Genomic DNA, 26,809 nt, shown 5'->3' on the forward strand with positions numbered 1-26,809 from the left:
GCCCGTCATATCTGCACCAACCCGATGAGTTGAGGCATGAAGCTTCGCGTCTACACCACCGAGGCCGGCAAGGATCATGTGCCGCCGGCCGAGCATCCGGAATCGCCCGAGCGCCTGAAGGCGATCGAGCGCGCGCTGTCGCGTTTCGAGACTCTCGACAGGGTCAATGCGCGTGCCGCCACGCGCGACGAGGTCGGGCGCGTTCATTCATCCCGTCATGTCGACTTCGTCTATTCCAAAAGCCCGTTCACCGACCTGGCCTCGCTCGACGCGGACACCTGGATGAGCCCGGGCTCTCTGGAGGCCGCCTTGCAGGCGTGCGGCGGGGCGATCCAGGCGGTCGACGATGTCATGGCGGGCGAAATCGAGGCCGGCTTTGTGGCGGCCCGGCCGCCCGGCCATCATGCCGAGCCGGACAGGTCGATGGGCTTCTGCCTGTTCAACCAGATTGCCGTGGCCGCCGCCCATGCGATCCAGGCCCATGACTGCACCTCGGTGGCCATCGTCGATTTCGACGTCCATCACGGCAACGGCACGCAGGCCTATGCCGAATCGGAGGGGCGGGTCTTCTTCGCCTCGATTCACCAGGACTGGCTCTATCCGGGCACCGGGTCGGCCGATGACAGCTCCGATCGTATCCTCAATCTGACCGTGGAACGCGGCGCCGGCTCGTCGACCTGGCGCGAGGCACTGGAAGAGCACATCTTCCCCAGGCTCGCCGAAGCGCCGCCCGATATCCTTTTTGTTTCTGCCGGTTTCGACGGTCATCGCGACGACCCGCTGGCCGGGCTGGAGCTGGACGAGGATGATTTTGAATGGATCGGCACGCGGCTGGCCGAACTGACCCGGGAAAGCGCGCACCCGCGGCTTGTATGTACGCTCGAGGGCGGATACGACATCAAGGCACTGGAATCGTCTCTGGAACGGTTCCTTCGCGCAGTCGCGGCGGCCTAGGGGACAAAGAGGCCGGCGCTGTCTCTCCACACTTCGATATTGAAGCGGTAGCCCGCTGTTTGGATATGTCAGACACAGACCCTCAGACTGCGCCGGGCTATATTACGATTGCCCGTCATGGAGAGCCTGATGCCAACCGGCGCGAGCGGTTGGGATGGCAGGCGTACGAGAACTGGTGGGCCAACTATGACCTCGCCGGGCTTAAGGGCGGCCAGACGCCCCCGGAATCGCTCGTGCAAGAGGTCGAGGGGGCGCGTCTTCTGTTCGCCTCCACGCTGCGCCGGGCGATCGAGACTGCCGAGGCGGCGAGCGGCGGGCGCGAATTCGACATCAACTCCATCTTCGTCGAGGCGCCTTTGCCCCCGCCACGCATGCCGGGGAGTTTTCCGGCGCGGACCTGGGGCGTGTTCGCGCGCTGCAGCTGGTGGCTGGGACTGTCGCGCGGACGTGAAAGCCGGGTCCAGGCCGAACGCCGGGCCGAGCAGGCTGCCGACATCCTCATCGAGGCCGCGCAGCGCGGACCGGTTGTGCTGTTCGCGCATGGCTGGTTCAACCGGATGCTGCGTCCGGCCCTGCGCCGGCGCGGCTGGCAATGTGTGCGTGACGGCGGCGATCACTACTGGTCCTGGCGCCGGTACGAGTTGAAACACACTCCGGCAACCGAGCGCGGCGCTTGATCGAACAGGCGATCGCGGCTTGTCTGGCGGCATCGGATACGGCGAAGGAAATGGGCACGATGAGCGATACCCGGCCTGACGACATCAAGGCGATGAGCTTCGAGCGCGCGCTGGAGGAGCTGGAACAGATCGTCCAGCGCCTGGAAAGCGGCGAAGTCGAGCTTGAACAATCCATCGCCATCTACGAACGCGGCGCGGCGCTTCGCAAGCATTGCGAGACCCGTCTGAAGGATGCGGAACTGAAGGTGGAGAAGATCGTCTTCGGCCCGGACGGACGTCCGCAGGCCGAGCCGGCCGATCTCGACACGCCGGGATGAGCGCGGACGAGCCACCCCTGCCGGAGATTTCTCCGGAGGTCTTCTTCCAGGCCGATATCCGTTTGGGAACCATTCGGCGCGCCGAACCCTTCCCTGAAGCGCGCAAGCCGGCCTACAAGCTGTTCATCGATTTCGGTCCGGCCATCGGCGAGAAGAAGAGTTCGGCCCAGATCACCGACGCCTACGCCCTCGAGGATCTGGCCGGCAAGCGCGTGCTGGCCGTGGTCAATTTTCCGCCGCGCCAGATTGGCCCGCTGCAATCGCAGGTGTTGGTTCTTGGTGTTCACGACCGGCAAGGCGCGATACGTCTGCTCGGTGCGGACGGAGATGCGCCCGACGGCGCGCGCGTGAGTTAGCTAGCTGCCGCAGGAGTAGACCGGGGCCGATGACTGCCTTCGTCAAAGAGCTGGAAGAAGCTGCAGACCGCGTCACGGTGGCGCTGGATGCGCTGTTGCCGCGCGCGGACGGGCCGGAGGCGCGTCTGGCCTCGGCCATGCGCTATGCCGCGCTCGGTCCGGGCAAGCGCGTGCGTCCCTTCCTCGCGCTGCAGGCCGGCCGTCTGATCGGCGCCGACGAGCGCGGCCTCCTGCGCGTATCCTGCGCGATCGAGTGCATCCACTCCTATTCGCTCATCCATGACGACCTGCCGTGCATGGACGACGACGATCTGCGCCGTGGGCGTCCCACGGTCCATATCGCCTATGACGAAGCCATTGCGGTTCTCGCCGGCGACGCGCTTCAGGCCGTCGCGTTCGAGATCCTCGCCGAGCCGGACACCCATGTGAACGGCCAGGTCCGCGCCCTTCTGGTCAGCGAGCTGGCCCGTGCCGCCGGGGCGCGCGGCATGGTCGGCGGCCAGGCGCTGGACATGGCACTGAGCGAGGAGCGGACCGAGGATATCGGCCTCATCACCCGGACCCAGCGTCTGAAAACCGGCGCGCTGATCGCCTACTCGGTCACCGCCCCGGCCATCATGACCGATGCGGGCAAGGAGGCGCGCGTGGCGCTGGACGGCTTTGCGCACGACCTCGGGTTGATCTACCAGATCGTGGACGACATTCTCGACGCGGAAGGCTCGACCGACGAGCTTGGAAAGACCGCGGGCAAGGATGCGCGTCAGGGAAAGGCCACATTCGTGTCCATCCTCGGGATCGAGGGCGCACGTGATCGCGCCACCCGTCTGGCCCGGCAGGCCAAGGAGCATCTCGCCATGTTCGGTGACGATGCCCATATGCTAAGCAGTGCGGTCGATTACGTACTTGATCGGCGCGCCTGACCCTCTACCCGCCGTCCGCCAGGAGACGATATGCCCGACACTCCCCTTCTCGATCGTGTGAATGCGCCGGCCGATCTCAAGCATCTCGACGTCGAGGCGCTCAAGGCGCTGGCCGGCGAAGTGCGCGACGAGATGATCGACGCGGTGTCCGTGACCGGCGGCCATCTCGGAGCCGGGCTCGGCGTGGTCGAGCTGACCGTGGCGCTGCACCATGTGTTCGAGACGCCGGAGGACATCCTGGTCTGGGATGTCGGCCATCAATGCTATCCCCACAAGATCCTGACCGGGCGGCGCGACCGCATCCGCACCCTGCGCCAGGGCGGCGGCCTGTCGGGCTTCACCAAGCGCTCGGAAAGCGAATACGACCCGTTCGGCGCGGCCCATGCCGCGACCTCGATCTCGGCCGCGCTCGGTTTCGCCGTCGCGCGCGATCTCCAGGACAAGAACCACAAGGTGGTCGCCGTGATCGGCGATGGCTCGATGAGTGCGGGCATGGCCTACGAGGCCATGAACAATGCCGGCGATCTGAAGAAGAATCTCGTCGTCATCCTGAACGATAACGACATGTCCATCGCCCCGCCGGTCGGCGCGATGAGCCATTACTTCGCCCGCCAGGTCAGCTCCAAGAGCTATCGCGACGTGCGCAAGCTGGGCAAGGGCGTCGCCAAGGCGCTCGGCGTCGAGGGCGCGGCACGCAAGGCCGAAGAATACCTGCGCGGCATGGCGATGGGCGGCACGCTCTTCGAGGAGATGGGCTTTCGCTATATCGGCCCGATCAACGGCCATGACATGGATGCGCTGGTCGCCGTGCTGAACAATGTGCGCGACGCCGAAGGCCCGATCCTCATCCATTGCGTCACGCAGAAGGGCAAGGGCTACGCCCCGGCCGAGGCGGCCGCCGACAAGTATCACGGCGTCTCCAAGTTCAACGTCGTCACCGGCGAGCAGGCCAAGAAAAAACCCAATGCGCCCAGCTACACTTCTGTCTTCGCCGACGCGCTGATCGCCGAGGCCGAGGCCGACCCGTCCATCGTGGCGATCACGGCGGCCATGCCGGGCGGCACGGGCGTCGACAAGTTTTCCGAGCGTTTCCCGGGCCGCGCCTTCGATGTCGGCATTGCCGAACAGCACGCGGTGACGTTCGCTGCAGGTCTCGCTGCCGCCGGGATGAAGCCCTATGCGGCGCTCTATTCCACCTTTCTGCAGCGCGGCTACGACCAGGTGGTCCACGATGTCGCCATCCAGTCGCTCCCGGTCCGTTTCGCGATCGACCGGGCCGGGCTCGTCGGCGCGGACGGCCAGACCCATGCCGGCAGCTTCGATATCGGCTATCTCGGCGCCCTGCCGGGCATGGTGGTGATGGCGGCCAGCGACGAGGCGGAGCTGGTGCGCATGGTCAAGACCTCGACCCTGATCGATGACGGGCCGAGCGCTTTCCGCTATCCGCGCGGGGAGGGCATCGGCATCGACATTCCCTCCAATCCCGAGCCGCTGGAAATCGGCAAGGGCCGGATCGTGCGCGAGGGCAGCTCGGTGGCCATTCTCTCGCTCGGCGGGCGGCTGCAGGAAAGCCTGGCCGCGGCCGACTCCCTGTCCGCCTTCGGCCTGTCGGCGACCGTGGCCGATGCGCGCTTTGCCAAGCCGCTGGACGAGGATCTGATCCTGCGCCTGGCGCGCGAGCACGAAGTGCTCATCACGATCGAGGAGGGCGCACGCGGCGGCTTCGGCGCCTTCGTCCTGCACATGCTGGCGGAGAAGGGCGCGCTTGATGCCGGCCTGAAAATCCGCACGCTCACCCTGCCGGACGTCTTCCAGGATCACGACACGCCGGACAAGATGTATGACGCGGCGGGCCTGACGGCGAAACATATCGTCGCCCGCGTCCTCGAAACGCTGGGCCGCGCCGACGACGCGGCGGCCGCACTCGCTTAGGGCCGGCTCCGGTCTGGGCGCCGTCCGGGCCGCAAGTCCCACTCAAGCCTCTATCCCGGACGCAAAAAACCCCGGACCTTTCGGTCCGGGGTTTTTCTATGCCGCGCGGTTTAACCCGCGTGACTGGATCTGGTGCTGGCCTAAGCCGGCTGCAGGTCCGTCGCGGAATATTTGCCGCTCTTGGCGTCGCGGGTTTCCTCGAAGGAAACGCGCTGACCTTCCGTGAGCGAGCTCATGCCCGCGCGCTCGACCGCAGTCGCATGCACGAAGACGTCCTTGGAGCTGTCATCCGGTTGGATGAAGCCATAACCTTTGGTGGTGTTGAACCACTTAACAGTTCCCGTAGCCATATGGGAGATAGTCCTTGTAGACAGGAGTAAACGAACCCTCGAAAGGGCTTGGGTGGTATCAAATAAAGGAGGGGTAAGGGATTGGCGCGTGACGCGCGGAGCCGTTAGTCCAGCCAGAATTGATATTGGCACCATACACGATTTCGGCGCGGATGCAATGGTTATTGCGTGGGCGCGCGCGATGCCAATGTGCGCAGCGCCCGGGCATGGCCCTCCACCGGCGCGTCCTGGGGATAGACCTCGACCTCAAGCTGCGGCGGGAGTCCGGATTCTTCAAACACGCTCCCGTCCGGCGCCGCGAAGACCTCGCTCGACAATTCCAGATACCAGCCATTGGGCAGCGGCTTGGCCAGCGGGGTGGAGAAGCTGCCCCGCGTCGTCGTGCCGGCATGGGTGACATTGGGCAGCTGGCGCAGCGCCAGCGTGGCGATCTCGCCGCCGGACACCGTGACGTCGCTGGTCAGCACGGTTACCGGGCCAGTATAGCGCACGCCGCCGGCCGGTTCGATCTGGTAGACATGCTCGGGCGTCCCGTCCGCGTCGGTATCCATGGTGTAGGCGGTGAAGGGCCGGGCGGCAAAGCGCGACGCGATGGCGCGCGCGACCTTGTCGTATCCGCCGCGATTGTTGGACAGGTCGAGAATGACCCGGTCCACGTCCTGAAACGCGCTCAGCGCCTCGTCGAAGACAAGGTCGAATTCGGCCAGCTCTGCCGCGCCCCATTCGGCCGAGCCCGGTTGCACATCGCTTTCGGTAAATCCGCCCATGGTGAAGACCAGGATATAGCCGGTGCGCCCGTCCAGGCTGCCCCACAGGATGCGATCGTTGGCTGTGAACACCGATCCTTCGTCCAGCACCTCGGTCTGGAGCTGGTCGATCAGGCCGACCAGCCAGGCCATCTCGCCCAGGCTTTCGCGCACGAAGGGCAGGGTCTCGCCCTGGCCGTCCTGGATGCGGAAGGGCTCGCCGTCCGCCGTGCCGATCAGCTTGGTATGGGAATCGGACAGCCCGGCCATCATAGACGCGAGGACATCGCGCAGCGCGGCCTCGCCCATGCCGTCGCGCACCTGGCCGCGCGCCGCATCCACGCGCGCCTCCCAGTCGATCCCGCGTTCGTCAAAGAAGGCGTAATGGCGCGCCATCGCGCCGGCAAAGACGGCGAACACGCCGGTTTCGGTATTCAGATCCTGCGCCCCGCAGCGTTCGGGCAGGCGCGCCACGCGCTCGAACCGGGTCGACTGATCGCCGGGCAGATACTGGAAACCGGCCACATCCCCCTCCGCCGAGGGCAGGATCAACGTGTATTCGACCTGGCCCATCAGCGGGGTGTCCGGGCCCGCAGGCAGCGCGGTGTAGCAGCCAGCCGGCGTATCCTGCCAGCGCGTGATCCCGTCCTCCTCGATCTGCAGGAACCAGCCCTGGGCCTCGGCATGCCACACGCCGCGCGCCTCCGGCGCCAGCGCGCCGTCTGCATGGATCGGCCGGGCCGGTTGCAGGGCGGTTTGGCTCGGGTCGTCCGCGGTGGCCGTTCTCGTATCGGCGCAGGCATTCAGCGCGACGCCAAGGCAGGCCATCGAGGCAACAGGGACGGCACGGGCAAGACGGGCAACGGGGGCAAGACGGGATAGCGGCATGTCTCGGTTTCTCCAAAAGTGACTGCGGTCACCTTTTGGCTGCACACGCGCCCGCGATCAAGTGACAAATTGGCAAACCGGCTATCGGCCCACTTCGATCGCCTGCACGAACTGGGCGATGCGCTCGCTCAGATGCGTGCCCATGTCGGGGGCGGGCGCTTCATGGATCATCCATTCGCGCACCGCGCCGGTGGTCAGGGTCAGGCCCAGCGCGGCCAGCGCGCCCGGATCGTGCGCGGCAGAAATCTCGCCCGCCTCGCGGGCCTGCTCGAACACGCCGCGTAGATAGTCGCGCATGCGCAGATCGCCGTCGCGCTCCACACGCTGGAGCGCCGGTGTGCGCGCCGCCTCGCGAGTCTTCGAGGCGAACATCTCCGGGTACATCCGGGTCAGGTCGACCAGTGCGATCCCGGGCGCGAACACACGGTCGAACAGGGCGGCCTCCGCGCCGGGCAGGCCGGACAGCGCCTCGCTCACCAGGCGCTCATACCAGGCGGCGAGCACATCGGCCTTGGACGGGAAATGATTGAAGAACGTCCCCTTGGCGACCCCGGCCTCGGCCACGATCCGGTCGACGCTGACCGCGTCATAACCCTCCGCCTCGAACAGCGCGATGGCCGTGTCGAAAAGGCGCTGGCGCACCAGCTGCTTCTTGTGTTCGCGCCGTCCGGTCATGAACCCTGTATCGCGCAGAAAATGACTGCGGTCATCTGCCTGTTGCGGCCAGTCTCCATTGCCTCCCCGGAACGGGCAGGGGATAAGGCCGCCCATGAAGAAAAGAGCCGATACATATCTTGTGGATGAAGGCTATTTCGAAACCCGCGCCAGAGCCCGCGCGGCTATCGAGGCGGGCCGGGTGCGGGCGGATGGCGAGCCCGTCACCAAGCCCGCGCAGAAGATCGCGCCGGGCGCGGCGATCGAGGCCGAACCGGCCCATCCCTATGTCAGCCGGGCGGCGCTGAAGCTGGAGGCGGCCCTGGACCGCTCCGGTCTCGACCCGTCCGGACAGGTCTGTCTGGATGTCGGCGCCTCGACCGGCGGGTTTACCGAAATCCTGCTGAAGCGCGGAGCGGCCAAGGTCTATGCGGTCGATGTCGGGCGCGGCCAGCTTCACCCCTCGCTGCGGGCGGACCCGCGCGTGATCAATCTGGAAGCCACCGATGCGCGCGCCCTGTGCGAAGAGGTGATCGAGACCGCGCCCGAGCTGATTGTCTGCGACGCCAGCTTCATCGGACTGGCCAAGGTGCTCGACGTGCCCCTGTCGCTGGCGGCGCCTGACGCGGCCCTCGTCACCCTGTTCAAGCCGCAATTCGAGGTCGGGCGCGAGAATGTCGGCAAGGGCGGGATCGTCAAGGATCCGGCCGCGGTCGAGGAGGCGAGGGAGCGTGTCACCTCCTTCCTGGACGCCGCAGGCTGGCCGGTCGAGGACGAGATCGAAAGCCCGATACTCGGCGGGGACGGAAACCGGGAATACGTCCTGCTGGCCCGCCAATCGCGCTGAGGTTTGTTTCAATCTGGTTTGGTTCATCTGGCGCGCGGCGGCGGCCGAGCCTGCCCGTGCGCCAAATGAAACGGCCCGCACCTTGGGTGCGGGCCGCGCCTGTCTCGAGGGGTGGAGGCCGGCTGACTACTGCGCCGGGCGCCACATGCCGTCGCTGCCCTGGCACATATAGACCTCGCGCCCGGCCGAGCTCATATAGCGGCAGCTCGCAGTCTGGTAGCCGCTGGTGCTGATGGTCTGGCTGCCCGCGCTGTAGCGGCGCGAGTCCTGGACCGGTTGCTGGTCGGAATAGTCATACTGAGAACCGCCCAGCAATTCCTCATTGGTCGAATAGCGACGGCTATTGTCGTAGCGGTCGTCATAGACCGGGTCGGACCCGTAATAGGGATCGTCATAGCCATAGTCGTCGCCATAGCCCTGATCGTAGGTCTGGCCGTATCCCTGGCCGTATCCCTGATCGTACACCTGGCCGGTCTGGCGGTACGGGGCGGACTGGCCGTAACCGCTCTGGCCATAGCGCAGCTGGTCGCAATTGCCGCTGGCGATGGCCGCGCCGGCCAGCGCGCCGACCGCGCCCCCGGCGACCACCGCGCCGTCATTGCCGGCCTCGTTGCGACGGCCGTAGCGGTCGTGGCGTGAACGCCGGTCATGACGGTAGCCGGAGTGGCGATAGCCGCGCGAGCTGTAACCATAGCGGTCGTCATACCCGCGGTGGCCGCGATAGCGGTCCCGGTCGCGGTCCTGAGACTCGTCATGGAGTTCCGCGCCGACGACCGCGCCGAGAATGCCGCCGATGACGGCGCCGGCGACCTGGCGCTGGCGCTGTTGCTGGACGCATTGCTCGTAGGTGGTGGCGGGGGCCGCGCGATAGCTCTGGGCCTCGGCGCTGGGCGTCATCGCCGGCGCGAGGGCGCTGGCGCCGAGAAGGGCTGTTGCCGCGAGGGTCAAGGTTTTCATCGCTGTGTCTCCAGTCTCGCATCGGGACGCGTGACACACGCCTCCCTTCAATCTTTAAGCCAACCCTAACAAAGCGCCGATGAGTGCGCGATGAACGGTTCGGGTCACGAAAAAGCCCGGGCGCGCGGCGCCCGGGCTCTTGCGGCCTTCAAGAGACTTGAAGGCGCCCCCTTATCCCCCTCCGCAGGTCACTGGCGGCTCGCGACTTCCCAGTAGCCGTAGCGGTTCTGGCACATGCGCACCTGGTCGCGCACGATCTGGCCGTTGGGCAGGAAGATCTCCGCATCGCCCCAGCGGCAGCGCCGGCCACCATAATTGTGATAGGCGCGCGGATGAACGACGCCATAGACCCCCGAATACGGATTGTGCCAGTAGCCCGGCCCGCTCCCGCCAAAGGCCTGGTTCGCGGCATAGTAGTACTGACCGCGGTCGCAACTGTTGAGCGAAGCACCGATCCCGCCGCCGATCAGACCGCCGGCCAGGACCGCCCCGCCATCGCCGTCCGAGACGGCGCCGCCGAGGAGGGCCCCGATCAGGGCGCCGGCCACGAACTCGTCCCCGCTGGAACGGCAGATACCGTCATAATAGCTGAATCCGACACTGGAGTAGCGGCTATAGGCACGATGATAGCGCCAATTGCGATTGTGATGGCGTCGGCCAGTGTACCTTTGATGACGGCGATACTGGTTATTATAACGGGTCTGATTGTAGTGCCGGTTGCGGTCGTAACGGTCGCGCCGGACGTCGCGGCGGGTATCGTGACGGAAGTCCCGGCGCGCATCGTGGCGGTAATCGCGGCGCGCATCGCGGCGGTGATCTGCCCAGGCGTCGCGGCGGCGGTCTCCCCGGAAATCGTGCCGCGATTCCTGGCGGTATTCACGCCTCGCTTCCTGGCGGTGGTCCCGGCGCGCCTCCTGGCGGGCGTCGCGGCGATGATCCCTTCGCGCCTCCTGGCGGGCGTCCCGGCGGCGCTCCTGGCGGACTTCCTGGCGTGCCTCGCGGCGGTGCTCCTGGCGGACCTCCTGACGCACCTCCCGGCGGCGCTCCTGGCGCGCTTCGCGGCGATGGTCCTGGCGCGCGTTCTGGCGGGCTTCGCGATGGACTTGTCCCCGCCGGTTTCGATCGAGATCTCCGCGCGAATTATGCCCGGCGCGGCCGGGATGTCCCCGCTCTTGCTGGGCGTCCACGGCATACGCGCTCGCGAACGCAGGGGCGGCGGGTCCTGCGATCAGGGACAGACTCAAGGCGGCAGCCGAGATGACGGCGGCCAGACCCAGCGATTGCGGCTTCATGCGCCTTCCTCCTGGTCCGAGCCGGATTATTCCGACGATGAATAAATGTTAACAAACCCTTCCTGTCAGCCAGATGAACGCGCTGGTCATGTTAACCGTTGACCTCAACCGTTGCTTGGCGTTTGTGACCCATCATGAAGCGCAGAAACAAGAAATCCCTCCCGCCAGCGCGCGTGGTCGAGCTCGAGGCCGGACGCATCGGAGCGCGCGGAGACGCCGTTGCCGAAGGCCCGGTCTATGTACCTGGCCTGCTTCCGGGCGAGCGCGCCCTCGTCGAGGTGCGCGGCGACCGCGGCCGGGTCAAGGAGCGGCTCAGCGACTCTGAAGACCGGGTCAAACCCTTCTGTCCCATAGCGGAACGCTGCGGCGGCTGCTCCCTGCAGCACTGGTCGGCCGATGCCTACCGGACCTGGAAACGCTCGCTCGTCGTCGATGCGTTGGCAAGAGAAGGGGTGGCCGGAGAGGTCGCTCCACTGCTTCACGCGCACGGGGAAGGGCGCCGCCGCGCGACCCTGCACGCCCGCAGGGCCGGACGCACGCTGACCTTCGGCTACAGCGAGCGGGCCGGTCACGCGATTGTCGACACAAAGGACTGTCCCGTCGCGCACCCGTTGATTCGACGCAGCTTTCCCGCCCTGCGCAGGCTGGCCGACGCGCTGGTCCCGCAAAAGGGCCAGGTCGACATCTCGGTGACGGCCACCGATGGCGGGCTGGATGTCTCGTGTGACTGGCCAGGTGATATCGTCCTCGATCACCGGCTGACCGCGGCCGAGCTGGCGGCCAAGGAAGGCTGGGCGAGAATCTCGCTGAAGGGAGAGCCGGCGGCCGAGCGGTCCACCCCCTATGTCCGCTTCGGCAAAGCAAAAGTCGCGCCTCCGCCGGGCGGATTCCTTCAGGCCACCGCCGCCGGCGAAGCCGGCCTGGCCGAGCGAGCCATGGCCGCGATCAAGGGCGCCCGGTCGGTGGCCGATCTTTATGCCGGCTGCGGTTCCTTCGCCCTGCGCGCGGCCGAGACTGCACAGGTTCTGGCGGTGGAAGGCGATGATCGGCCCCTCCGGGCCCTGCGCCAGGGCGCCGACCACACCCAGGGCCTGAAACCGGTTCAGACCCTGCATCGCGATCTGGCTCTGGAACCGATGAGCGTGAAGGAGCTGGAGCAGATCGATGCGGTCATTCTCGATCCGCCTCGCAATGGGGCGCGAACTCAGGCCGAACGCCTGGCCGACAGCCTCGTGCCCGTGGTCGTCTCGATCTCCTGCAACCCGGCGACCTTCGCGCGGGACGCGGCCATCCTCATTGAGGGCGGTTACCGGATGGGTGAGGTGACTCCGGTCGATCAGTTCGCCTGGACCGGACACGTGGAGAGCATCGCGGTCTTTACCCGCACGCACCACAAACTTTCGTAGGCGCAGCAACGATCTGCCTCTAGCCTGCTTCGCTTGGGAAGCGGCGGAGAGGCAGCGATGTTCATCGGTCATTACGGTCCAGCTTTCGCGGGCGTTCGCGCGGCCCGCAGCGTGCCGCTCTGGGTGCTGTTCCTCTCGGTCCAGGCCGTTGACATCGCCTGGGGCATTCTTGTTGCTCTAGAGATTGAAAAGCTCCGCATCGTTCCGGGCTTCACCGAGGTGAACGCGTTCGATCTCTATTTCATGCCGTACACACATTCTCTACCCGCCACGCTCGCGTTCTCGATCGCGGGCGGCGCCATCTACGCGTTGCTCGCTCGCAAGGAGCAGGTCCTGGGCGGGGTAGTGGTCGGGCTGGCCATCGCGTCTCACTGGTTCACAGACCTGCTTGTCCATGTGCCGGACCTCGCTCTCTGGCCCGGCGGCCCCCGCGTGGGCTTCGGTCTGTGGCAGCATTTCTGGCCGGCGATGATGCTGGAGGGTGCGCTCCTCCTTCTCGGATTCGTGCTCTATCTTGGCGCGACCTCGCCGCGCGGTCTGGTCGGCCGGGTCGCTCCGCTTGTCCTTCTACTCGTTCTCGCCGGTCTTCAGATCATCCATGTCACCGCGCCTGCGGCCGAGGACGTGGTCTCTATCGGCCTTTCGAGCGCGCTGGTCTTCGTGCTGCTGACCGGACTGGCGGCGCTTGTCGACTGGACGCGACGTCCAGCCTCCCCCTCGCCTAGGGGGTAGCGTTCTGTGCCAGGGCACGCAGCTTGTGGTCGGCCAGCACAAGGGCTGCCATCGCCTCGGCGACAGGAACGGCTCGGATGCCCACGCAGGGGTCATGGCGCCCTTTGGTGGAGACGGTAACCTCCTCGAGCGAGCGCGTGAGCGTCTGCTTCTCGATCCGGATGGAGCTGGTCGGCTTGATGGCAAGGCGGACAACGAGATCCTGGCCCGTCGATATACCGCCCAGCACGCCTCCATTGTGGTTGGAGGAAAAGGCCGGCTTGCCGTCCGCGTCCAGCCGCATCTCGTCGGCCGCGTCCTCGCCGCGCATCGCCGCTGCCTCCATTCCGGCACCGATCTCGACGCCCTTTGCCGCGTTGATGCTCATCATGGCGCTGGCCAGGTCGGCATCCAGCTTGCCATAAACCGGCGCCCCCCAACCGGCGGGCACGCCGCTGACATGACATTCGACCATTGCTCCGACCGACGAGCCCGCCTTGCGGATCTCATCGAGATCTTCAGCCCACCGGGCCGCGGTGCCGGGGTCGGGACAGAAGAAATCGTTCTGCTCCACGGCCGCCCAGTCCCATGCCGTACGGTCGATGGCCCGCGGACCGATCTGCACCAGCACCGCGCGGATCGAAATGCCATCGCCCAGCACCTTGCGGGCGATGGCACCGGCTGCCACCCGGGCAGCGGTCTCGCGCGCACTGGACCTTCCGCCGCCCCTATAGTCACGGACGCCATATTTCATGTCGTAGGTGAAGTCCGCATGACCGGGCCGCCAGCGGTCGCGAATGTCCGAATAATCCTTGGAACGCTGATCTGTGTTCTCGATCATCAGGCTGATCGGGCTGCCCGTTGTGACCGGTCCTGGCGTGCGTTCGTCCTCGAACGTACCTGACAGAATCCGGACCTCGTCTGCCTCGCGCCGCTGCGTGACGTGCCGGGAGGTTCCCGGCCGGCGTTTGTCCAGGTAGGGCTGGATGTCCGCCTCGCTCAAGGCCAGTCCGGGCGGACAGCCATCGATAACGGCGCCCAGCGCGGGACCGTGGCTTTCACCCCACGTCGTCAAACGAAAAAGGTGACCGAAGGTGTTGTGAGACATGAAGTGCGCCGCCCTGGTTTTCCAACTGCGCCAAGCTTAGAGAGCGTCGGGGCGGGCGTCACGGCTTGAACTCGGCACCAGGGTTTCACGGCCAAGGGCAGAGGCCGGGCGAAGGCTAGCGGCCACCGCCGCCGGGTCAGCACCACTCCGAGACCTATTATGCCGCCTTGTCGTTCTTGCCCGTGCTGCGCACCCAGTTGGCCAGCCGGGCAGCCGGCGGTGACTTCACGAACATGTCGCAGAATGCACGAAGCAGGCCTGCGCTATCCTCGCTTTCCTGCTCACTGCGTTCCATGTCGCGCAATTCCTGCGCTTTGCGCTCGCGTGCTTTCTTCTCGCTCTTGCCCATTTCCTGGCCGCCATCGACGATGACGTCCCGCACCAATATCTTCACGCGCCACTTGGAATCGCCGACCGGCACGACCACCGCACCAGTCTTCGAATAAGGGAGGATGCGCACCATCACATTGCGTTCGCCCACGAACACGGTGCGCAGACCGCCCTTGCGCGCTTCCTCCGGCGTGATCGTCAGCTCGTGATAGCGTGGTGCATAGACGCGCAGAACCTCATAGGCTTTCAGCATTCGCTGAAGCTTGCCAACCGCTTTCGCGCTCTGGTCGCCGCTTGTGTCGGGATGAACGGTCTTGATTACCGAGCGGAACGTCTTCCGCACGGTTTCAAAATCTTCATCGCCTTCGAGCCCGAAGACGCGATACGCGGCAATAATGGGGTCCTGCTTCTGGTTCATGACGATCAGGATCGCACACTCAGTCTTTTCGAAAGGTTGACGCGCTCAGGCCAGGGCATATGTCTCGATCGATATTTTTTATCCGGGAAAGTCGAATAAATGTCCGCCAATGACGTGATACCGCCGTCACCGAGTGAGAGTGAATATGCGACCTCTCAAGACGGCACGGTTGAGGATATCTTCGCACGCGAGGACCCGTTCTCGCTCTTTGAAGACTGGCTCCAGGCCGCTCGCGGAAGTGAACCGAACGACCCGAACGCTGTCGCATTGGCCACGGCGGATCCGGACGGACTTCCCGACGTTCGCATGGTCTTGCTCAAGGGGTTCGATCGGGACGGGTTCGTTTTCTACACAAACCTGGAAAGCGCGAAGGGCCGTCAGCTGCAGGACAATCCCAAGGCGGCGATGTGCTTTCATTGGAAATCCTTGCGCCGGCAGGTGCGTCTTCGCGGCGCGATCACGCCGGTAAGCGAAGCCGAGGCCGACGCCTATTTCCAGAGCCGGGCGCGCGACAGTCGCATCGGGGCCTGGGCGAGCAAGCAGTCACGCCCGTTGGAAAGCCGGTTCGCGTTGGAGAAGGAAGTCGCGAAATACGCTGCGAAGTTTCACATCGGTTCGGTGCCGCGCCCGGATTTCTGGAGCGGCTTCCGTCTGATCCCCGAGCGCATCGAGTTCTGGCGGGACAGGCGCTTCAGGCTTCATGACCGTATGGTATTCTCGCGAGAAGCGGCGACTTCGCCCTGGTCTGTCATGCGCCTATATCCATAATGGTCTAGGGTGGGACCGAAGTCGGCCTGTCCGGGCCGGAATTTTGCGGTTGGGGAAACAGACGGCATGACAAAACTCTTTTCGGTCCTTTGCGGACTCGTTGCGGCCCTGGCGTGGGCCGTCGTGATTGCAATCCCTGTGTGGTTCCTGATCACGACCATGGGCGCAAAGGTAGATTTATGGGCTTCCCTTGACGCTTTCCGTCACGTTCGCACCTACGCACAATATGCTATCTTCGGTGCGCTCGGCGTTGGAGCGGTGAGCCTAGTCGTTCTGATCGTGTCGCGCTTCGCGGCCGGGGTTGGCGGCGCAGGCGCTTTTCTGGGTGCCATTCTGGCAGTTGTCATTGGCGGCGGCGGCCTGATGGCCGCGAAGTCTGCGCAGGACGCCGCGGCAAGCGTTCCGCCGATCCACGACATCAGCACGGACCTGACCGATCCGCCGCAATTCTCCCGGGCCATGATCGAGCGGCGTGAGCAGATCGAAGGCGTGAATTCGGTCGATCTGCTCGACAAGCAGGTCCCCGATTCGGACTGGACGGGTCAATGGGGCGGCCGGGCCGTGACCGATGTCCAGGCGGAGGCTTATCCAGATATCGAAACGCTCTACCTGACGGCAGGTCCCGCTCAGGCTTACGAGGCCTCGTTGGCGGCGGCACGCGATCTGGGGTGGCGCATCACGACTGCGTCGCGGGATTCGCTCATGTTCGAAGGCACGGTCGAGAGCTTCTGGTTCAGCTTCAAGGACGATTTCGTTGTCCGGATCACCGAGGCTGAAAACGGCAGCAGTGCGATCGATGTACGCTCGGTCAGTCGGGTCGGTCTTTCAGACCTTGGCGCCAATGCCGAGCGGGTGCGCGCATTTATCGACGCTGTACGCGATGCCACCGGGAGTGCTCGGGACGGCTGATCGGGTCAGCCGGTCAATGTGTACGTGCTGCCCAGGTCCGGCGTGCCTCCGTCTGCGACCTCGATCCGGCCCTGTTCGAAGAGGTGGATGATATGGGCCAGTACGGAATGGGCGGCGGCTGGATGCAGGCGCTTGTCCACATCGGCGTACATGGATGACACCATCTCGCGGATCGTCGTGCGTCCGGCCTCGATCTGGCTCAGAATCTGACGTTCGCGGGCGCGCCGGTGCTCGATATAGGCGTCCAGAAAGGCTTCCGGCTCGTCGATCGCCGGGCCGTGGGTCGGCCAGATCCGGCCAAAGCCGCGAGCGCGTATCCGTTCGAGTTGGCTTATATAGTCGCCCATATGGCCGTCGGGCGGGCTGACCACAGAGGTCGACCAGGCCATCACGTGGTCTCCGGAAAACAGGGTATTTTCTTCCTTCAGCGCAAAGCAGAGATGGTTGGAGGTATGCCCGGGGGTATGCAGCGCTTCCAGCGTCCAGCCGGGCCCGGTCAGCACATCGCCGTCCTTCAGCTCCACGTCCGGTGCGAAGCTGTCGTCGTCGCCGGCCTCCATGCGGGTTTCACTGCCGGCGGGCGGCGTGGGGCGAGGGCGCCGGCCATAGGTCTTGCACCCGTGCCGAGACGCCATGCGTGCCGCAAGGGGCGAGTGATCGAGATGGTGATGTGTCACCAGAACATGACTGACGCGCTCACCTTCCAACGCCTGATCGAGGGCGGCTTCATGCGCGGCGTCGAGCGGACCGGGATCGATCATCGCCACGGTGCCATGCCCGACGATGTAAACGCCGGTGCCGGTAAAGGTGAACGGGCCGGGATTCGACGCGACTACGCGCCGGATCAGTGGCGAAAGCGTGTCGCAACGTCCGTATTCGAAATCGAACTCACGCTTGAAGGGTATGGTGGTCATTCCGGCAAACTCGCTTCGCGTCGCTCTTCCAGGAATGCCCGCAGCGCGGCTGCGAGCGTACGCACTGCCCGCATCTTGTCTTTCATGGGCAGGGCAATGGGCGGTCCCATGTCGGTCTTGTTCACATCGACCACATAGAGCGCGCCGCTCTTGCGATCACGCAATACGTCCAGCCCGCCCCAGTCCAGTTTCATCTCCCGGCAGAACGCGGAGAGCTGGTCGAGTTCCGTCTGCGTAAACACAGCGCTGGGAGCGGCCAGTGTGACGGAACTATTGGTATTTTCAAATCGCCGTTCGACTGGACGCCTCTTGATGAAGACCAGCGGTATGCGCCCGCCCACCGTCGGGCATCGCAAATCCTCCACACAGCCATCCGCACCAGCCGTCTCGATCAGGCGCTGGTAGACTTGGCCGGCTTCCGCGGCCCGCGGCCCGGTCAGCACACGGCCGTCATGTACGCCATTGAGTTCGGACTTGGCGACCATGGCGCCGTCCCATGTCTGAGGATCGACGCTGAGCGGACGATCGAAGACCGCCTCGAACACTGCGACCACCTTCGATTTCGAGACGTTCAAGCATCCGCCATTGAGAGCGGAGCCTGCCTGCAAGCTCCCGTCGATATGCGTGTGTGTGCGGTCGTCGAAAATGAAAATGCACTCGGCATCTTCGCGGCGGGCGACGATCCGGATTCCGGCCAGCTGCATGACTGGCCAGAGGAGGTACCAGGGCCGGGGCCGGTCGGGCGCAAACCAGAGTTTGGGTCCGTCAGCCCTGACCGCAAGGCGCGTGGCCTCCACGCATGCGTGGAAAGCGAGCCAGCTCGCCGCCTCCATTGCGACACCGGCGCCCACGGGGACGTCGACACCGGTCTTTCGAACGTGAAGGACACCGTTCGCATATTCGAAATCTCGCCACCAGGCCGCGCTCGTCATCGAATCGGATTTCCCTTCACGGGTGGACTCTACCGGTCGGGGCAGCCGTGACAATTCGCGGCCGACCGGACCGGCCCGGACCTTGCGTGTCTCTGCCTCGATGACCCGACACGGCACGCAAGGTTCTTTCCATGATTTCGCGCTCATCCTTCCTGGTCTTTGTCAGTCGGCGCCTGCGCCTTGTTCTGCTGACGGCGTTGACGGTTTGTGCGGTTAAGGTCGGTGCCGCGGCCCTAGATGTGCCTGATCGTAATGCGCCCGCCAGCGCGCGATCGGCTATTCCCGCAGAGAGCCAATAAAAATGATCTCGCACATGCCTTGAAACCGTCCTTGAACGGTCTACTGCGCGCCCGACTTGATCCAGAGAGGCTCACCGCCGACAACGTGGCCTCTCCAGAATAACCGGACTCCCATGCTTGGTTTTACCCTTCGACGCATCCTGATTTCGGTGCCCACCATTCTGGTCATTATCACGCTTGCATTCTTCATGATGCGAGTCGCACCGGGCGGCCCGTTCGACCTTGAGCGTCCCATGTCTGAAGAGATCCGTCAGAATCTCCTGGCGGCGTACGGCATGGATCAGCCTGTCTGGAAGCAGTACCTCGACTATCTCGGTGGCCTGGCCCGGTTCGACCTGGGCCCGTCGTTGAAGTTTCGCGACAAGAGCGTGGCCAGTCTGATCGCCGAGGGCTTTCCGATATCCGCAACGGTAGGCCTGCTGGCCATCTCGCTGGCCCTGGTGGTCGGCACGATACTCGGATCGGCTGCCGCCTTGCGTCAGAACGGCGCCACCGATTACGCGGTCATGGGGATCGCGACGGTAGGCATCGTCATCCCGCCCTTCGTGATGGGCCCGATCCTGGCGCTCGTCTTCGGTTTGTATTTCGGGCTACTGCCCAGCGGGGGGCTTGATCCGCTTCGTGGAATGACACCCGACCGGCTTGTCTTGCCCGTCGTGACACTGGCGCTCCCCCAGATCGCGATTATAACGCGGCTCATGCGCGCCTCGATGATCGAGGTTATCCGGTCCAACTATATCCGGACCGCTCGCGCAAAAGGCCTTTCGGCGAGAGCAGTTCTGTCACGGCACGCGTTCAAGAGCGCGATTCTGCCGATCGTGAGCTATCTCGGGCCGGCTGCCGCGGCACTTTTGACCGGCTCGATCGTAATCGAGCAGGTCTTTCAGCTACCTGGCATCGGACGCCAATTCGTTCAGGCCGCGCTTCAGCGTGATTACACGGTCGTGATGGGAGTGGTCATCCTGTACGCTTCGCTGATCGTGATCCTGAACCTCGTGGCCGATCTTCTCTATGCGTCCTTGAACCCGAAGGTGAAATACGACTGATGGTGTCCACCTCCACACCGCGGGAGAAGGCGGTCTTCATTGAGCAGGCCAGCATCCAGGGCCGTTCGCTCTGGGACGACGCCCGAACACGCTTGCTGCGCAACAAGGCGGCTGTCATCGGCCTGTTCATCCTGGGCGCATTGGTCCTTCTGGCCTTTCTCGGGCCGCTGCTCTGGATTCACGAGGCAGACGTGATCTATCGGGACCGGGTCCAACTCGCGCCAACGTTCGAGCACGGGCATGTATTCGGGACCGATGCTCAGGGGCGCGACCTCTTCGCGCGCACGCTCGTGGGTCTGCGCATGTCGCTGATGGTCGGGGTCGTTGCCACAATGGTGTCCCTCGCCATCGGGGTCGTCTGGGGAGCCGTGGCCGGTTTCATCGGCGGGCGTGTTGACCAGGTGATGATGCGTCTGGTCGATGTCCTGTATTCGATCCCCTTCATCTTTTTCGTGATCATCCTGATGGTTGTGTTCGGTCGCAACATCATCCTGATCTTCGTGGCCATCGGCGCGGTGGAATGGCTGACCATGGCCCGAATCGTGCGCGGTCAGACCATCGCCCTCAAGGGCATGGAATTTGTCGAAGCCGCCCACGCGGCCGGCGTCTCGCGCGCGGCCATCATTCGTCGCCATATCGTACCGAACGTGCTCGGCCCGGTTATCGTATACGTGACGCTGACCATCCCGGTGGTCATCCTGGCGGAGAGTTTTCTTTCGTTTCTCGGTCTCGGGGTTCAGGAGCCGCTGACATCGCTCGGCAATCTCATCTCCAATGGCGCCCGGGATATGGAAATCGCGCCATGGACGCTGATTGCGCCGGCCGCGACTATGATGCTGACTCTTTTCTGCTTCAACTTCCTGGGCGATGGGTTGCGTGACGCCATCGACCCGCGCGACCGGTAAGAGCCGCGCAGGTCAGACGAAGACTCGCGGTCTACTGAATCCGGCGCGCACGGAAAGCCCGTCCACCGTAGGACAGGGTCATGAAATGGGAGCCCAGCGCACCGCCGCGAATATCGGCGCGCAGATCACTGCGTTGAGAGCGCGGCACCCGAACCCGTGTCGTGTCGATCTGCTGCCAGACCTGCCCGTTCGCAAGCGTGATTCGAAGATCCCCGGTGCGAGTGGTCTCGTAGACCTCGACAGGCACGTTGCGCATTTCGTCGATCGCACCGGAGTCATCGTAGACGATCTCCGTACCGTCCTCGAGCGTCTCCGCTTCCTCTGGCTCGCTTCCTCCACGGAACACTTCAGTCAATCCGCCAAGGCCCGGCATGGACAGACCGAAGCCGTCACGTTCGACGGCTCGGACGCGCTCGCGGTCGACGACTGCAATGGAACGGCTCTCGATGGCGCCGGCGAGTTCTTCGAGACGGGCGTCCATACAGGCAAGACGGGCGCTGTCCTGTTCGATCGTCCGGCATGCAAGCAAGGCGTCCAGGTCGGCCGACTGGGCGTCCTGAGCGGCTGCAGTTCCGGTCAGGAGCGCTGAGCCAAGAGCCAGGCTGAGGATTTGGGTCAGGCGTGTCATTGTGTGTTCCCGTATTCTGATACCGCGTGTGAAAATTCGCGCTACTATCCTTGAAGCGTCGAGTCGTGTCGATGCGCCCGCGTCTTCACTCTTGCGTCAGGTTTTTCTGCCAATATTGTTCTGTCCGCAGATGACCGAAAGCCGGGCGCGCGCGTCGAGACGATGCCGCGCGCCTTGCATTTATGTAAATGCCCAGGGGAGAGTTGCCGTGAATCGACGTCTTATGGAGTGGCTCGCGTGCAGTGCCAGCGTGCTTGTGCTGGGTGCATGCGGCGGCGGAGACTCAAGCGAATCTGATTCGGTTGTTCTGCATCGCGGAAACATGGCCGAGCCTTTCTCGCTCGACCCCCACAAGGCGAGCGGGACATGGGAGAATGACATTATCGGTGACATGTTCATCGGCTTGTTCACCGAGGACGCCGAAGGCGAACCCGTCCCCGGTATGGCCGAGAGCTGGGAAGTCTCCGATGACGGCCTGACCTGGACCTTCAGGCTGCGCGAGGCCTCCTGGTCGGACGGCGAACCTGTGACGGCTCACGATTTCGAGTATGCGCTTCGCCGGATCCTCGATCCGGCTACCTTGGCCAATTACGCCTCTCTCCTCTATCCGATCAAGAATGCCGAGGCTGTCAACAAGGGCGACCTTACGCCGGAAGAACTTGGTGTCCGCGCGGTCGATGATCTTACCCTGGAGATTGAGCTGGAATTTCCCGCTCCCTATCTGCCCGGCCTGCTTGCCCATTACACGACCTTCCCCGTGCCGATGCACGTGGTGGAGCAGTATGGCGATGCCTGGGTGCAGCCTGCGTATATCGAGACCAACGGTGCTTACAAGCTCGTGCGTTGGCGGGCGAACGACTATGTCCACCTGACCCGCAACGAGAGCTTTTACGCCAATGAGGATGTCTGCATAGACGACGTCTTCTTCTATCCCACCGTTGACGTTCAGGCAGCCGAGCGCCGCGTGCGCAATGGCGAGCTTGACGTGATTACCGATGTCGCCGGACAGAATCTCGAATTCCTGCGCGAGCAGGTGCCCGAGTATGTGCGGGTTCATGCCTATCTCGGTACGCGCTATCTGGCATACAATACGCAGATTGCGCCGCTTGACGATGAGCGGGTGCGACAGGCCCTGAGCATGGCGATCGACACCCATTTCATCGCCGAGGAAATCCTGCGTGACGGTTCCATGCCGGCCTGTTCCTTCGTGCCGCCGGGCGTCGCTGACTATCCTGGCGGTGCCAGCGTGCCTTGGTGCGACGTGCCCATCGAGGCCCGCCGGGATGAAGCGCGGCGCCTGTTGGAGGAAGCCGGTTTCGGCCCGCAAAATCCGCTAGAATTGGAATACACATTCAGGGCAACGGGCGACAATCCGCGGATCGCACCGGTTCTCCAGCGCGACTGGGCTGAGATTGCCGACTGGGTCGATATTTCGATCGCTCAGATCGAGACCCAGATTCACTATTCCAACCTGCGCGCCGGCGACTACGAGATCGGGGACGGGGCCTGGATCGGCGATTACAACGACGCCTACAATTTCCTGTTCCTGGGGGAATCGACCTCGGTGCCGATGAATTACTCGCGATGGTCGAATGACGAATATGACGCTCTGATCCGACAGGCTAACCGGGAACTCGACAGTTCCGAGCGCGCAGAGCTTCTAAGCGAAGCGGAATCGATCCTTCTAGAGGAGGCGCCCTACGCTCCCGTCACGTTTTACGTCAACAAGGCACTCGTAAACCCGAGAGTGACGGGATGGGAAGATAATGTCGTTCACATCCACCGGACGCGTTACCTCTGCTTCTCCGATGTCGAACAGGCAGACGCCGCCGGAGAGTAGCCTCTGAAGCACGGCGGCCGGGGGGCAGAGCATGGGCGGGGATGATTTCGATCAGACGGCAGATACGGTCACCGAGCACGTGGCCGCTGCCGGCCTTGGTGTGACGGCGCGTCCGGGAAAGCGCGCGCGCCTTGACCCCGACCTGCCCGAGGGTGTGTGCCAGAATTGCGAGACCGAGCTTGAGGGTCCGGTTTGTCACAACTGCGGCCAGGTCGACGACACTTACCATCGTTCTGCCGGGGCGCTGGTTCGCCAGATCATTGACGGCTTTATCAATCTGGACGGGCGCGTCGCACGCACCTTGCCCCGGTTGATGGTGCGACCGGGACGGGTTTCGCGGGACTATCTTTCTGGCAAGCGTGCCCGGTTCATTCCCCCTTTCAGACTCTATATCGTCGCTTCGCTTTTGATGTTCCTTGTTGCGGGACTGACAACTGGCGACCTGGACCTCGGGGAGCTCCGGGTCGGGGGGCCGGCTGCTGTGGGCGAGCACCTCACGGACGCCTTTGAAAGCGGTGAGCTGGAAGAAACCGAGTACCGCCAGGCAATGCAGTCTCTGGGACTTTCCATTCCACCGGGGGTGGAAGCGGGCCGGGACGTGTCAGAATCGGGCCCGGACCCGCAGGACGAGGTTAGCGGGCAGGAGGGAACGGAGGCTGGAACAGCCGATGACCCGGCCATGGAACAGGGCGCCGCCGTCGAGCCTGCTCCGGGGGGCGGAGGATCTGACGCCGCAACTGCTCGCCGCTACGGAGCTGAATACTGGGGGGGTGATGACGGCATGGCCCGTTTGCTCGTGCCCGAAGATTACGGGAAGCCAGCACCGGATAGCGTACTTCCCTATCGTGTTCGCCGCTATCTCGCCGATCGGGTGCTCCGCATCAACGAGGATCCTGCGCGCCTCTGGGAAGCCAGCCTCTCCTGGATTCCGCGCATCCTTTTCGTGCTGGTACCTGTCTACGCCGGCCTCCTGGGCCTGACCTACATCTGGCGGCGCGGCTTCTTCTACTACGATCACCTGATCGTGTCGGTCCATTTCCACTCCGCGCTATTTCTGGCGCTGACGTTCGCGATACTGATCGGCCATCTGATCGGGGCGGGATGGGCGACGCTTGGATTGCTGATCTACTCCAACGTCTATCTCTACAAGGTACACCGGGTGGTCTATGAGCGCTCGCGGTTCACCTCTATCCTGCGAACTCTGACGCTGGACGTCGTCTACTTCTTCGTGATGCTCATCGCGATCATGGCGGTCGTGCTCCTGGGAATTCTCTCGGCCTAGAAAAAAAAGGGCCCGCCAGCGGCGAGCCCTTGATTTTTTCTGCCGTGACCGAGCGCTTAGCGAGGCGCCTCATCGGGCATGACTAGTCGCATGCCTTGGGTCTGGCTCTGTTCGCGCGCGGCCAGTGCTGCGCGCACCTCGGGCAGCTCCATCAGTGCGTTGAATCGCGCTGCTGCCTGAGCGCTCTGGGCCGAGATCCCGAACAGCTCCTGGAAAGCTTCCAGGGGTGTCGGCTGGGCCGGGAAGGACCGGATCGACACGCGCTCGTCGGCCGATATGCCGGCCAGCTCGCGCGCACCGTCGATCGCGTCCCGCAGTCCGCCGATACGGTCGACGAGGCCCAGCTCCTGAGCCTGCGCCCCGGTCCAGACCCGCCCGCGCGCGATCTCCTGCACACGCGAGAGCGGCAGGCCGCGACCCTCGGCGACGCGCTCGGTGAAGTCCTCGTACACGTCCTCGGCCATCTCGTAGAAGGTCGCGCGTTGCTCCTCGGTCCACTCGGTCTGGGACGAATAGGCAAGCGTGTAATCCCCTCCAACGTAGAGGGGTTCGATATTCAGCCCGACACGGCCCAGCGCTTCGTCAATTACGAGCTTCCCGGAAAGCATGCCGATGGACCCGGTCAGAGTCGTGGCGTTCGCATAGATGAGATTGGCCGGCGCGGAGATGTAATAGCCACCCGAAGCGGCCGCCGTGCCCATCGACACCACCACCGGCTTGCCAGCTTCGCGCGCGCGTACAACCGCATCCCAGATCTGGTCAGACGCGATGGCCGAGCCGCCGCCCGTATCGACGCGCAGAACAATGGCCCGGACCGACGTGTCGTCGGCCGCCGCCTGAATGGCGGCGCTCATCTGATCGCCTCCGATCAGGTCGCTGCCCCCGAAGCCGGGATCGCCCTGGCCCGTCACGATAGCGCCCTGGCCCGAGATCAGGGCGATGACCGGACGATTGCGTGCCGGGGCTGCTGGCGGACTGCGGCGCACGTAGTCTTCTATGGTCAGAATCGTCTCGACGCCGGCTGCGTCGAGCGCAGCCTGGCGCGCACCGGCAACATGCCCGAGCGAATCGACCAATCCGGCTTGCTGGGCCTGTTCGGCAGAGTAGGGGCCGGAGACGATCAGAGTGTTCATGCGCGACGTTTCCACGCCCCGATCGGCAGCTGCGGTGGCTATCGCCGTATCATAGATGGAGCCCAGGAATGATAGCGTCGCCTCGCGGTGGGCGTCGGTGTAATCGGTCTGCGTGTACGTGTTCGCCGCGTTCTTGTACTCATAGAACTGGACGAATTCGGGCTGGATGCCGAACTGCTCGAACGTGCCGCCCAGGAAGGGCGTTTCTGTCGACAGGCCGGTTGCGGAAAAGCTGGCCGTGTCCTGTAGCCAGATTTGCGAGGCGCCGGACACTGCGAAATAGCCTGTCACGCTCGTGCCCTCGAAGCCTTGGGCGTGAGCGATAACCGGCTTGCCGGAATCCAGGAAGGATGCGAAGGCGCGGTGCAACTCCTCGGCCTGGGCCGGCGCCATGCCGAACTCGCTGGCCCGCACGATTACGCCGCGGACGCTTGAATCAGTTTCCGCACGCTGCAGGGTCTGCACGATTTCTGTGGTTGAAAGCGGGTTGGTGAAGGCAAAGGGCGAACGCGTCGGCTGGTCCAGCCGGGTTTCGCGCAGGTCGACTTCGAGAATTATGTCGCCGCCAGGCATGGAAGCTCGCTGGCCCTGCGCGTTCTGGACAGCTGAACCAACCATCCCCGCGATCAGAAATATGGCGAGCACCACGGTCAGGACCGATCCGACGACAACGCCGACAATCGACCCGAAAAACGTAACCCAGAACTGTTTCATGAATACCCCTCGCATATGGCACCGCTGCGTGGCAGCGCGCCTTTCCAGCGCAATCTAGGGAGTCCCGGCAGACGAATCGACCCCGCGCATGCGAGCGCGCTTCCTGTGGAAGGGCTTTTTCACTCGTGTGGTGCTGGATTGCGTCAGCGCGTCGGGAGCGCGCTGAAAAGATAGGTGGTCGGAGTAGCAAGATTCGAACTTGCGACCCCCGCCTCCCGAAGACGGTGCTCTACCAGGCTGAGCTATACTCCGAACCGGAGCGCGGCTTATATCCAACTCGCTCCCGCCATGCAATACGCTCAAGTCACCGTGCGCACACCCGATACAGACTGGCGAATGCACGCGATGTGAAACTGCTGAAGTAGGGGCGTTGCATATGCGCAAAGCTCAGGCTATCTAGCGCGCCTCCCTGCGATCAGCAGGCCCGTGTTGGGGCGTCGCCAAGTGGTAAGGCAGCGGTTTTTGGTACCGCCATTCCCAGGTTCGAATCCTGGCGCCCCAGCCATTTTCCTTAATGAATATCCGGGGTGGACCGCCAATCAGCAGATTTGTGCTGATGTGTTGCAGTTCGCGTTT

General features: G+C 64.3%; 26 protein-coding genes and 2 tRNA genes. 16 read left to right on the forward strand and 12 right to left on the reverse strand.

From position 1 onward, the window contains the following. The first annotated feature begins 36 nt into the window (after nucleotides 1–36). The 6 genes from PGP17_RS06070 to dxs all read left to right on the forward strand — a co-directional run bounded on the left by PGP17_RS06070 (nucleotide 37) and on the right by dxs (nucleotide 5,156). Nucleotides 37–954 carry a histone deacetylase family protein gene (locus PGP17_RS06070; RefSeq protein ID WP_270374626.1) on the forward strand — a complete coding sequence of 306 codons (918 nt, stop codon included), beginning with the start codon at nucleotides 37–39 and terminating at the stop codon, nucleotides 952–954. Nucleotides 955–1,019: 65 nt separating this feature from the next. Beyond that, nucleotides 1,020–1,631 (forward strand): histidine phosphatase family protein, encoded by a 612-nt coding sequence (locus PGP17_RS06075; RefSeq protein WP_270374627.1) that lies wholly within the window; start codon nucleotides 1,020–1,022, stop codon nucleotides 1,629–1,631. A 59-nt stretch (nucleotides 1,632–1,690) separates the two neighbouring features. Beyond that, nucleotides 1,691–1,948, forward strand: a complete 258-nt coding sequence (locus PGP17_RS06080) for an exodeoxyribonuclease VII small subunit (protein WP_135943079.1) — start codon at nucleotides 1,691–1,693, stop codon at nucleotides 1,946–1,948. Next, complete coding sequence (locus PGP17_RS06085; protein ID WP_206751018.1) at nucleotides 1,945–2,304, forward strand: tRNA-binding protein; 360 nt, start codon at nucleotides 1,945–1,947, stop codon at nucleotides 2,302–2,304. The genes PGP17_RS06080 and PGP17_RS06085 overlap by 4 nt, the downstream gene beginning before the upstream one ends. 29 nt (nucleotides 2,305–2,333) lie before the next feature. Continuing rightward, nucleotides 2,334–3,224, forward strand: coding sequence for a polyprenyl synthetase family protein (locus PGP17_RS06090; protein ID WP_135943080.1), 891 nt, complete (start codon nucleotides 2,334–2,336; stop codon nucleotides 3,222–3,224). Between the two features lie 30 nt (nucleotides 3,225–3,254). After that, complete coding sequence (dxs, locus tag PGP17_RS06095) at nucleotides 3,255–5,156, forward strand: 1-deoxy-D-xylulose-5-phosphate synthase (protein ID WP_270374628.1); 1,902 nt, start codon at nucleotides 3,255–3,257, stop codon at nucleotides 5,154–5,156. Nucleotides 5,157–5,296: 140 nt separating this feature from the next. Here dxs and PGP17_RS06100 read toward each other — a convergent pair whose 3' ends face one another. The 3 genes from PGP17_RS06100 to PGP17_RS06110 form a co-directional block, all read right to left on the reverse strand. Then, on the reverse strand, nucleotides 5,297–5,506 hold the full coding sequence (locus tag PGP17_RS06100; RefSeq protein WP_135943082.1) for a cold-shock protein: 210 nt from the start codon (nucleotides 5,504–5,506) through the stop codon (nucleotides 5,297–5,299). Between the two features lie 161 nt (nucleotides 5,507–5,667). Continuing rightward, nucleotides 5,668–7,140: a S41 family peptidase gene (locus tag PGP17_RS06105; RefSeq protein WP_270374629.1), complete on the reverse strand. Its 1,473-nt coding sequence runs from the start codon at nucleotides 7,138–7,140 to the stop codon at nucleotides 5,668–5,670. Nucleotides 7,141–7,221: 81 nt separating this feature from the next. Then, a complete protein-coding gene (locus PGP17_RS06110) occupies nucleotides 7,222–7,815 on the reverse strand; it encodes a TetR/AcrR family transcriptional regulator (RefSeq protein ID WP_270374630.1) in 594 nt (197 codons plus the stop codon). 94 nt (nucleotides 7,816–7,909) lie between these two features. On the opposite strand from PGP17_RS06110, the gene PGP17_RS06115 reads away from it, so the two are divergent. Then, nucleotides 7,910–8,641, forward strand: a complete 732-nt coding sequence (locus tag PGP17_RS06115; protein WP_270374631.1) for a TlyA family RNA methyltransferase — start codon at nucleotides 7,910–7,912, stop codon at nucleotides 8,639–8,641. Nucleotides 8,642–8,767: 126 nt separating this feature from the next. On the opposite strand, the gene PGP17_RS06120 is transcribed toward PGP17_RS06115, so the two are convergent. Both PGP17_RS06120 and PGP17_RS06125 read right to left on the reverse strand, forming a co-directional pair. Next, on the reverse strand, nucleotides 8,768–9,598 hold the full coding sequence (locus PGP17_RS06120; RefSeq protein WP_270374632.1) for a hypothetical protein: 831 nt from the start codon (nucleotides 9,596–9,598) through the stop codon (nucleotides 8,768–8,770). A gap of 188 nt (nucleotides 9,599–9,786) precedes the next feature. Continuing rightward, entirely contained in the window at nucleotides 9,787–10,890 is a 1,104-nt protein-coding gene (locus PGP17_RS06125) for a hypothetical protein (RefSeq protein ID WP_270374633.1), read from the reverse strand. Nucleotides 10,891–11,024: 134 nt separating this feature from the next. On the opposite strand from PGP17_RS06125, the gene PGP17_RS06130 reads away from it, so the two are divergent. Both PGP17_RS06130 and PGP17_RS06135 read left to right on the forward strand, forming a co-directional pair. Continuing rightward, nucleotides 11,025–12,296, forward strand: coding sequence for a class I SAM-dependent RNA methyltransferase (locus PGP17_RS06130; RefSeq protein ID WP_270374634.1), 1,272 nt, complete (start codon nucleotides 11,025–11,027; stop codon nucleotides 12,294–12,296). Nucleotides 12,297–12,353: 57 nt separating this feature from the next. Continuing rightward, complete coding sequence (locus PGP17_RS06135) at nucleotides 12,354–13,028, forward strand: hypothetical protein (RefSeq protein WP_270374635.1); 675 nt, start codon at nucleotides 12,354–12,356, stop codon at nucleotides 13,026–13,028. On the opposite strand, the gene aroC is transcribed toward PGP17_RS06135, so the two are convergent. Together aroC and PGP17_RS06145 are read right to left on the reverse strand one after the other, a co-directional pair. Next, nucleotides 13,018–14,115 (reverse strand): chorismate synthase, encoded by a 1,098-nt coding sequence (gene aroC / locus PGP17_RS06140; RefSeq protein ID WP_270374636.1) that lies wholly within the window; start codon nucleotides 14,113–14,115, stop codon nucleotides 13,018–13,020. The genes PGP17_RS06135 and aroC overlap by 11 nt on opposite strands. A 157-nt stretch (nucleotides 14,116–14,272) precedes the next feature. Beyond that, nucleotides 14,273–14,863: a J domain-containing protein gene (locus PGP17_RS06145; RefSeq protein WP_135943090.1), complete on the reverse strand. Its 591-nt coding sequence runs from the start codon at nucleotides 14,861–14,863 to the stop codon at nucleotides 14,273–14,275. 99 nt (nucleotides 14,864–14,962) lie between these two features. On the opposite strand from PGP17_RS06145, the gene pdxH reads away from it, so the two are divergent. Then, nucleotides 14,963–15,631, forward strand: a complete 669-nt coding sequence (pdxH, locus tag PGP17_RS06150) for a pyridoxamine 5'-phosphate oxidase (RefSeq protein ID WP_270374637.1) — start codon at nucleotides 14,963–14,965, stop codon at nucleotides 15,629–15,631. Nucleotides 15,632–15,697: 66 nt separating this feature from the next. Continuing rightward, a complete protein-coding gene (locus PGP17_RS06155) occupies nucleotides 15,698–16,540 on the forward strand; it encodes a DUF1499 domain-containing protein (RefSeq protein WP_270374638.1) in 843 nt (280 codons plus the stop codon). 5 nt (nucleotides 16,541–16,545) lie between these two features. Here the strand turns inward: PGP17_RS06155 and PGP17_RS06160 are convergent, their stop codons facing one another. After that, complete coding sequence (locus PGP17_RS06160) at nucleotides 16,546–17,454, reverse strand: MBL fold metallo-hydrolase (RefSeq protein WP_270374639.1); 909 nt, start codon at nucleotides 17,452–17,454, stop codon at nucleotides 16,546–16,548. Then, nucleotides 17,451–18,386, reverse strand: a complete 936-nt coding sequence (locus PGP17_RS06165; protein ID WP_270374640.1) for a hypothetical protein — start codon at nucleotides 18,384–18,386, stop codon at nucleotides 17,451–17,453. Before PGP17_RS06165 ends, PGP17_RS06160 begins: the two co-directional genes overlap by 4 nt. A 412-nt stretch (nucleotides 18,387–18,798) precedes the next feature. Here PGP17_RS06165 and PGP17_RS06170 point away from each other — a divergent pair, with 412 nt between their 5' ends. Together PGP17_RS06170 and PGP17_RS06175 are read left to right on the forward strand one after the other, a co-directional pair. Continuing rightward, on the forward strand, nucleotides 18,799–19,731 hold the full coding sequence (locus tag PGP17_RS06170) for an ABC transporter permease (protein ID WP_270374641.1): 933 nt from the start codon (nucleotides 18,799–18,801) through the stop codon (nucleotides 19,729–19,731). Beyond that, nucleotides 19,731–20,636 carry an ABC transporter permease gene (locus PGP17_RS06175; RefSeq protein ID WP_135943096.1) on the forward strand — a complete coding sequence of 302 codons (906 nt, stop codon included), beginning with the start codon at nucleotides 19,731–19,733 and terminating at the stop codon, nucleotides 20,634–20,636. Before PGP17_RS06170 ends, PGP17_RS06175 begins: the two co-directional genes overlap by 1 nt. 31 nt (nucleotides 20,637–20,667) lie before the next feature. Here the strand turns inward: PGP17_RS06175 and PGP17_RS06180 are convergent, their stop codons facing one another. Further along, on the reverse strand, nucleotides 20,668–21,264 hold the full coding sequence (locus PGP17_RS06180) for a hypothetical protein (RefSeq protein WP_270374642.1): 597 nt from the start codon (nucleotides 21,262–21,264) through the stop codon (nucleotides 20,668–20,670). A gap of 208 nt (nucleotides 21,265–21,472) precedes the next feature. Between PGP17_RS06180 and PGP17_RS06185 the strand changes: the two genes are divergently transcribed. After that, nucleotides 21,473–23,104 carry a peptide ABC transporter substrate-binding protein gene (locus PGP17_RS06185; protein ID WP_270374643.1) on the forward strand — a complete coding sequence of 544 codons (1,632 nt, stop codon included), beginning with the start codon at nucleotides 21,473–21,475 and terminating at the stop codon, nucleotides 23,102–23,104. A gap of 31 nt (nucleotides 23,105–23,135) precedes the next feature. Beyond that, nucleotides 23,136–24,386, forward strand: coding sequence for a DUF3667 domain-containing protein (locus PGP17_RS06190; protein ID WP_270374644.1), 1,251 nt, complete (start codon nucleotides 23,136–23,138; stop codon nucleotides 24,384–24,386). Between the two features lie 56 nt (nucleotides 24,387–24,442). On the opposite strand, the gene sppA is transcribed toward PGP17_RS06190, so the two are convergent. Then, nucleotides 24,443–26,233 carry a signal peptide peptidase SppA gene (sppA, locus tag PGP17_RS06195; RefSeq protein ID WP_270374645.1) on the reverse strand — a complete coding sequence of 597 codons (1,791 nt, stop codon included), beginning with the start codon at nucleotides 26,231–26,233 and terminating at the stop codon, nucleotides 24,443–24,445. Nucleotides 26,234–26,408: 175 nt separating this feature from the next. Continuing rightward, nucleotides 26,409–26,485 (reverse strand) — tRNA-Pro (locus tag PGP17_RS06200). Between the two features lie 178 nt (nucleotides 26,486–26,663). Here PGP17_RS06200 and PGP17_RS06205 point away from each other — a divergent pair. Continuing rightward, nucleotides 26,664–26,738 (forward strand) — tRNA-Gln (locus PGP17_RS06205). Nucleotides 26,739–26,809 lie beyond the last annotated feature (71 nt).

The sequence above is a fragment of the Marinicauda sp. Alg238-R41 genome, from assembly GCF_947331485.1.
GTDB lineage: Bacteria > Pseudomonadota > Alphaproteobacteria > Caulobacterales > Maricaulaceae > Marinicauda > Marinicauda pacifica.

Coding starts and splice junctions, on each gene's coding strand:
- PGP17_RS06130 (WP_270374634.1), top strand. CDS start 11,025: ATGAAGCGCAGAAACAAGAAATCCCTCCCGCCAGCGCGCGTGGTCGAG.
- PGP17_RS06170 (WP_270374641.1), top strand. CDS start 18,799: ATGCTTGGTTTTACCCTTCGACGCATCCTGATTTCGGTGCCCACCATT.
- PGP17_RS06135 (WP_270374635.1), top strand. CDS start 12,354: ATGTTCATCGGTCATTACGGTCCAGCTTTCGCGGGCGTTCGCGCGGCC.
- PGP17_RS06115 (WP_270374631.1), top strand. CDS start 7,910: ATGAAGAAAAGAGCCGATACATATCTTGTGGATGAAGGCTATTTCGAA.
- PGP17_RS06155 (WP_270374638.1), top strand. CDS start 15,698: ATGACAAAACTCTTTTCGGTCCTTTGCGGACTCGTTGCGGCCCTGGCG.
- PGP17_RS06090 (WP_135943080.1), top strand. CDS start 2,334: ATGACTGCCTTCGTCAAAGAGCTGGAAGAAGCTGCAGACCGCGTCACG.
- PGP17_RS06085 (WP_206751018.1), top strand. CDS start 1,945: ATGAGCGCGGACGAGCCACCCCTGCCGGAGATTTCTCCGGAGGTCTTC.
- PGP17_RS06190 (WP_270374644.1), top strand. CDS start 23,136: ATGGGCGGGGATGATTTCGATCAGACGGCAGATACGGTCACCGAGCAC.
- PGP17_RS06160 (WP_270374639.1), bottom strand. CDS start 17,454: ATGACCACCATACCCTTCAAGCGTGAGTTCGATTTCGAATACGGACGT.
- PGP17_RS06075 (WP_270374627.1), top strand. CDS start 1,020: ATGTCAGACACAGACCCTCAGACTGCGCCGGGCTATATTACGATTGCC.
- pdxH (WP_270374637.1), top strand. CDS start 14,963: ATGTCCGCCAATGACGTGATACCGCCGTCACCGAGTGAGAGTGAATAT.
- PGP17_RS06070 (WP_270374626.1), top strand. CDS start 37: ATGAAGCTTCGCGTCTACACCACCGAGGCCGGCAAGGATCATGTGCCG.
- PGP17_RS06125 (WP_270374633.1), bottom strand. CDS start 10,890: ATGAAGCCGCAATCGCTGGGTCTGGCCGCCGTCATCTCGGCTGCCGCC.
- PGP17_RS06080 (WP_135943079.1), top strand. CDS start 1,691: ATGAGCGATACCCGGCCTGACGACATCAAGGCGATGAGCTTCGAGCGC.
- PGP17_RS06145 (WP_135943090.1), bottom strand. CDS start 14,863: ATGAACCAGAAGCAGGACCCCATTATTGCCGCGTATCGCGTCTTCGGG.
- PGP17_RS06175 (WP_135943096.1), top strand. CDS start 19,731: ATGGTGTCCACCTCCACACCGCGGGAGAAGGCGGTCTTCATTGAGCAG.
- PGP17_RS06105 (WP_270374629.1), bottom strand. CDS start 7,140: ATGCCGCTATCCCGTCTTGCCCCCGTTGCCCGTCTTGCCCGTGCCGTC.
- aroC (WP_270374636.1), bottom strand. CDS start 14,115: ATGTCTCACAACACCTTCGGTCACCTTTTTCGTTTGACGACGTGGGGT.
- PGP17_RS06165 (WP_270374640.1), bottom strand. CDS start 18,386: ATGACGAGCGCGGCCTGGTGGCGAGATTTCGAATATGCGAACGGTGTC.
- PGP17_RS06110 (WP_270374630.1), bottom strand. CDS start 7,815: ATGACCGGACGGCGCGAACACAAGAAGCAGCTGGTGCGCCAGCGCCTT.
- sppA (WP_270374645.1), bottom strand. CDS start 26,233: ATGAAACAGTTCTGGGTTACGTTTTTCGGGTCGATTGTCGGCGTTGTC.
- PGP17_RS06120 (WP_270374632.1), bottom strand. CDS start 9,598: ATGAAAACCTTGACCCTCGCGGCAACAGCCCTTCTCGGCGCCAGCGCC.
- PGP17_RS06100 (WP_135943082.1), bottom strand. CDS start 5,506: ATGGCTACGGGAACTGTTAAGTGGTTCAACACCACCAAAGGTTATGGC.
- PGP17_RS06180 (WP_270374642.1), bottom strand. CDS start 21,264: ATGACACGCCTGACCCAAATCCTCAGCCTGGCTCTTGGCTCAGCGCTC.
- dxs (WP_270374628.1), top strand. CDS start 3,255: ATGCCCGACACTCCCCTTCTCGATCGTGTGAATGCGCCGGCCGATCTC.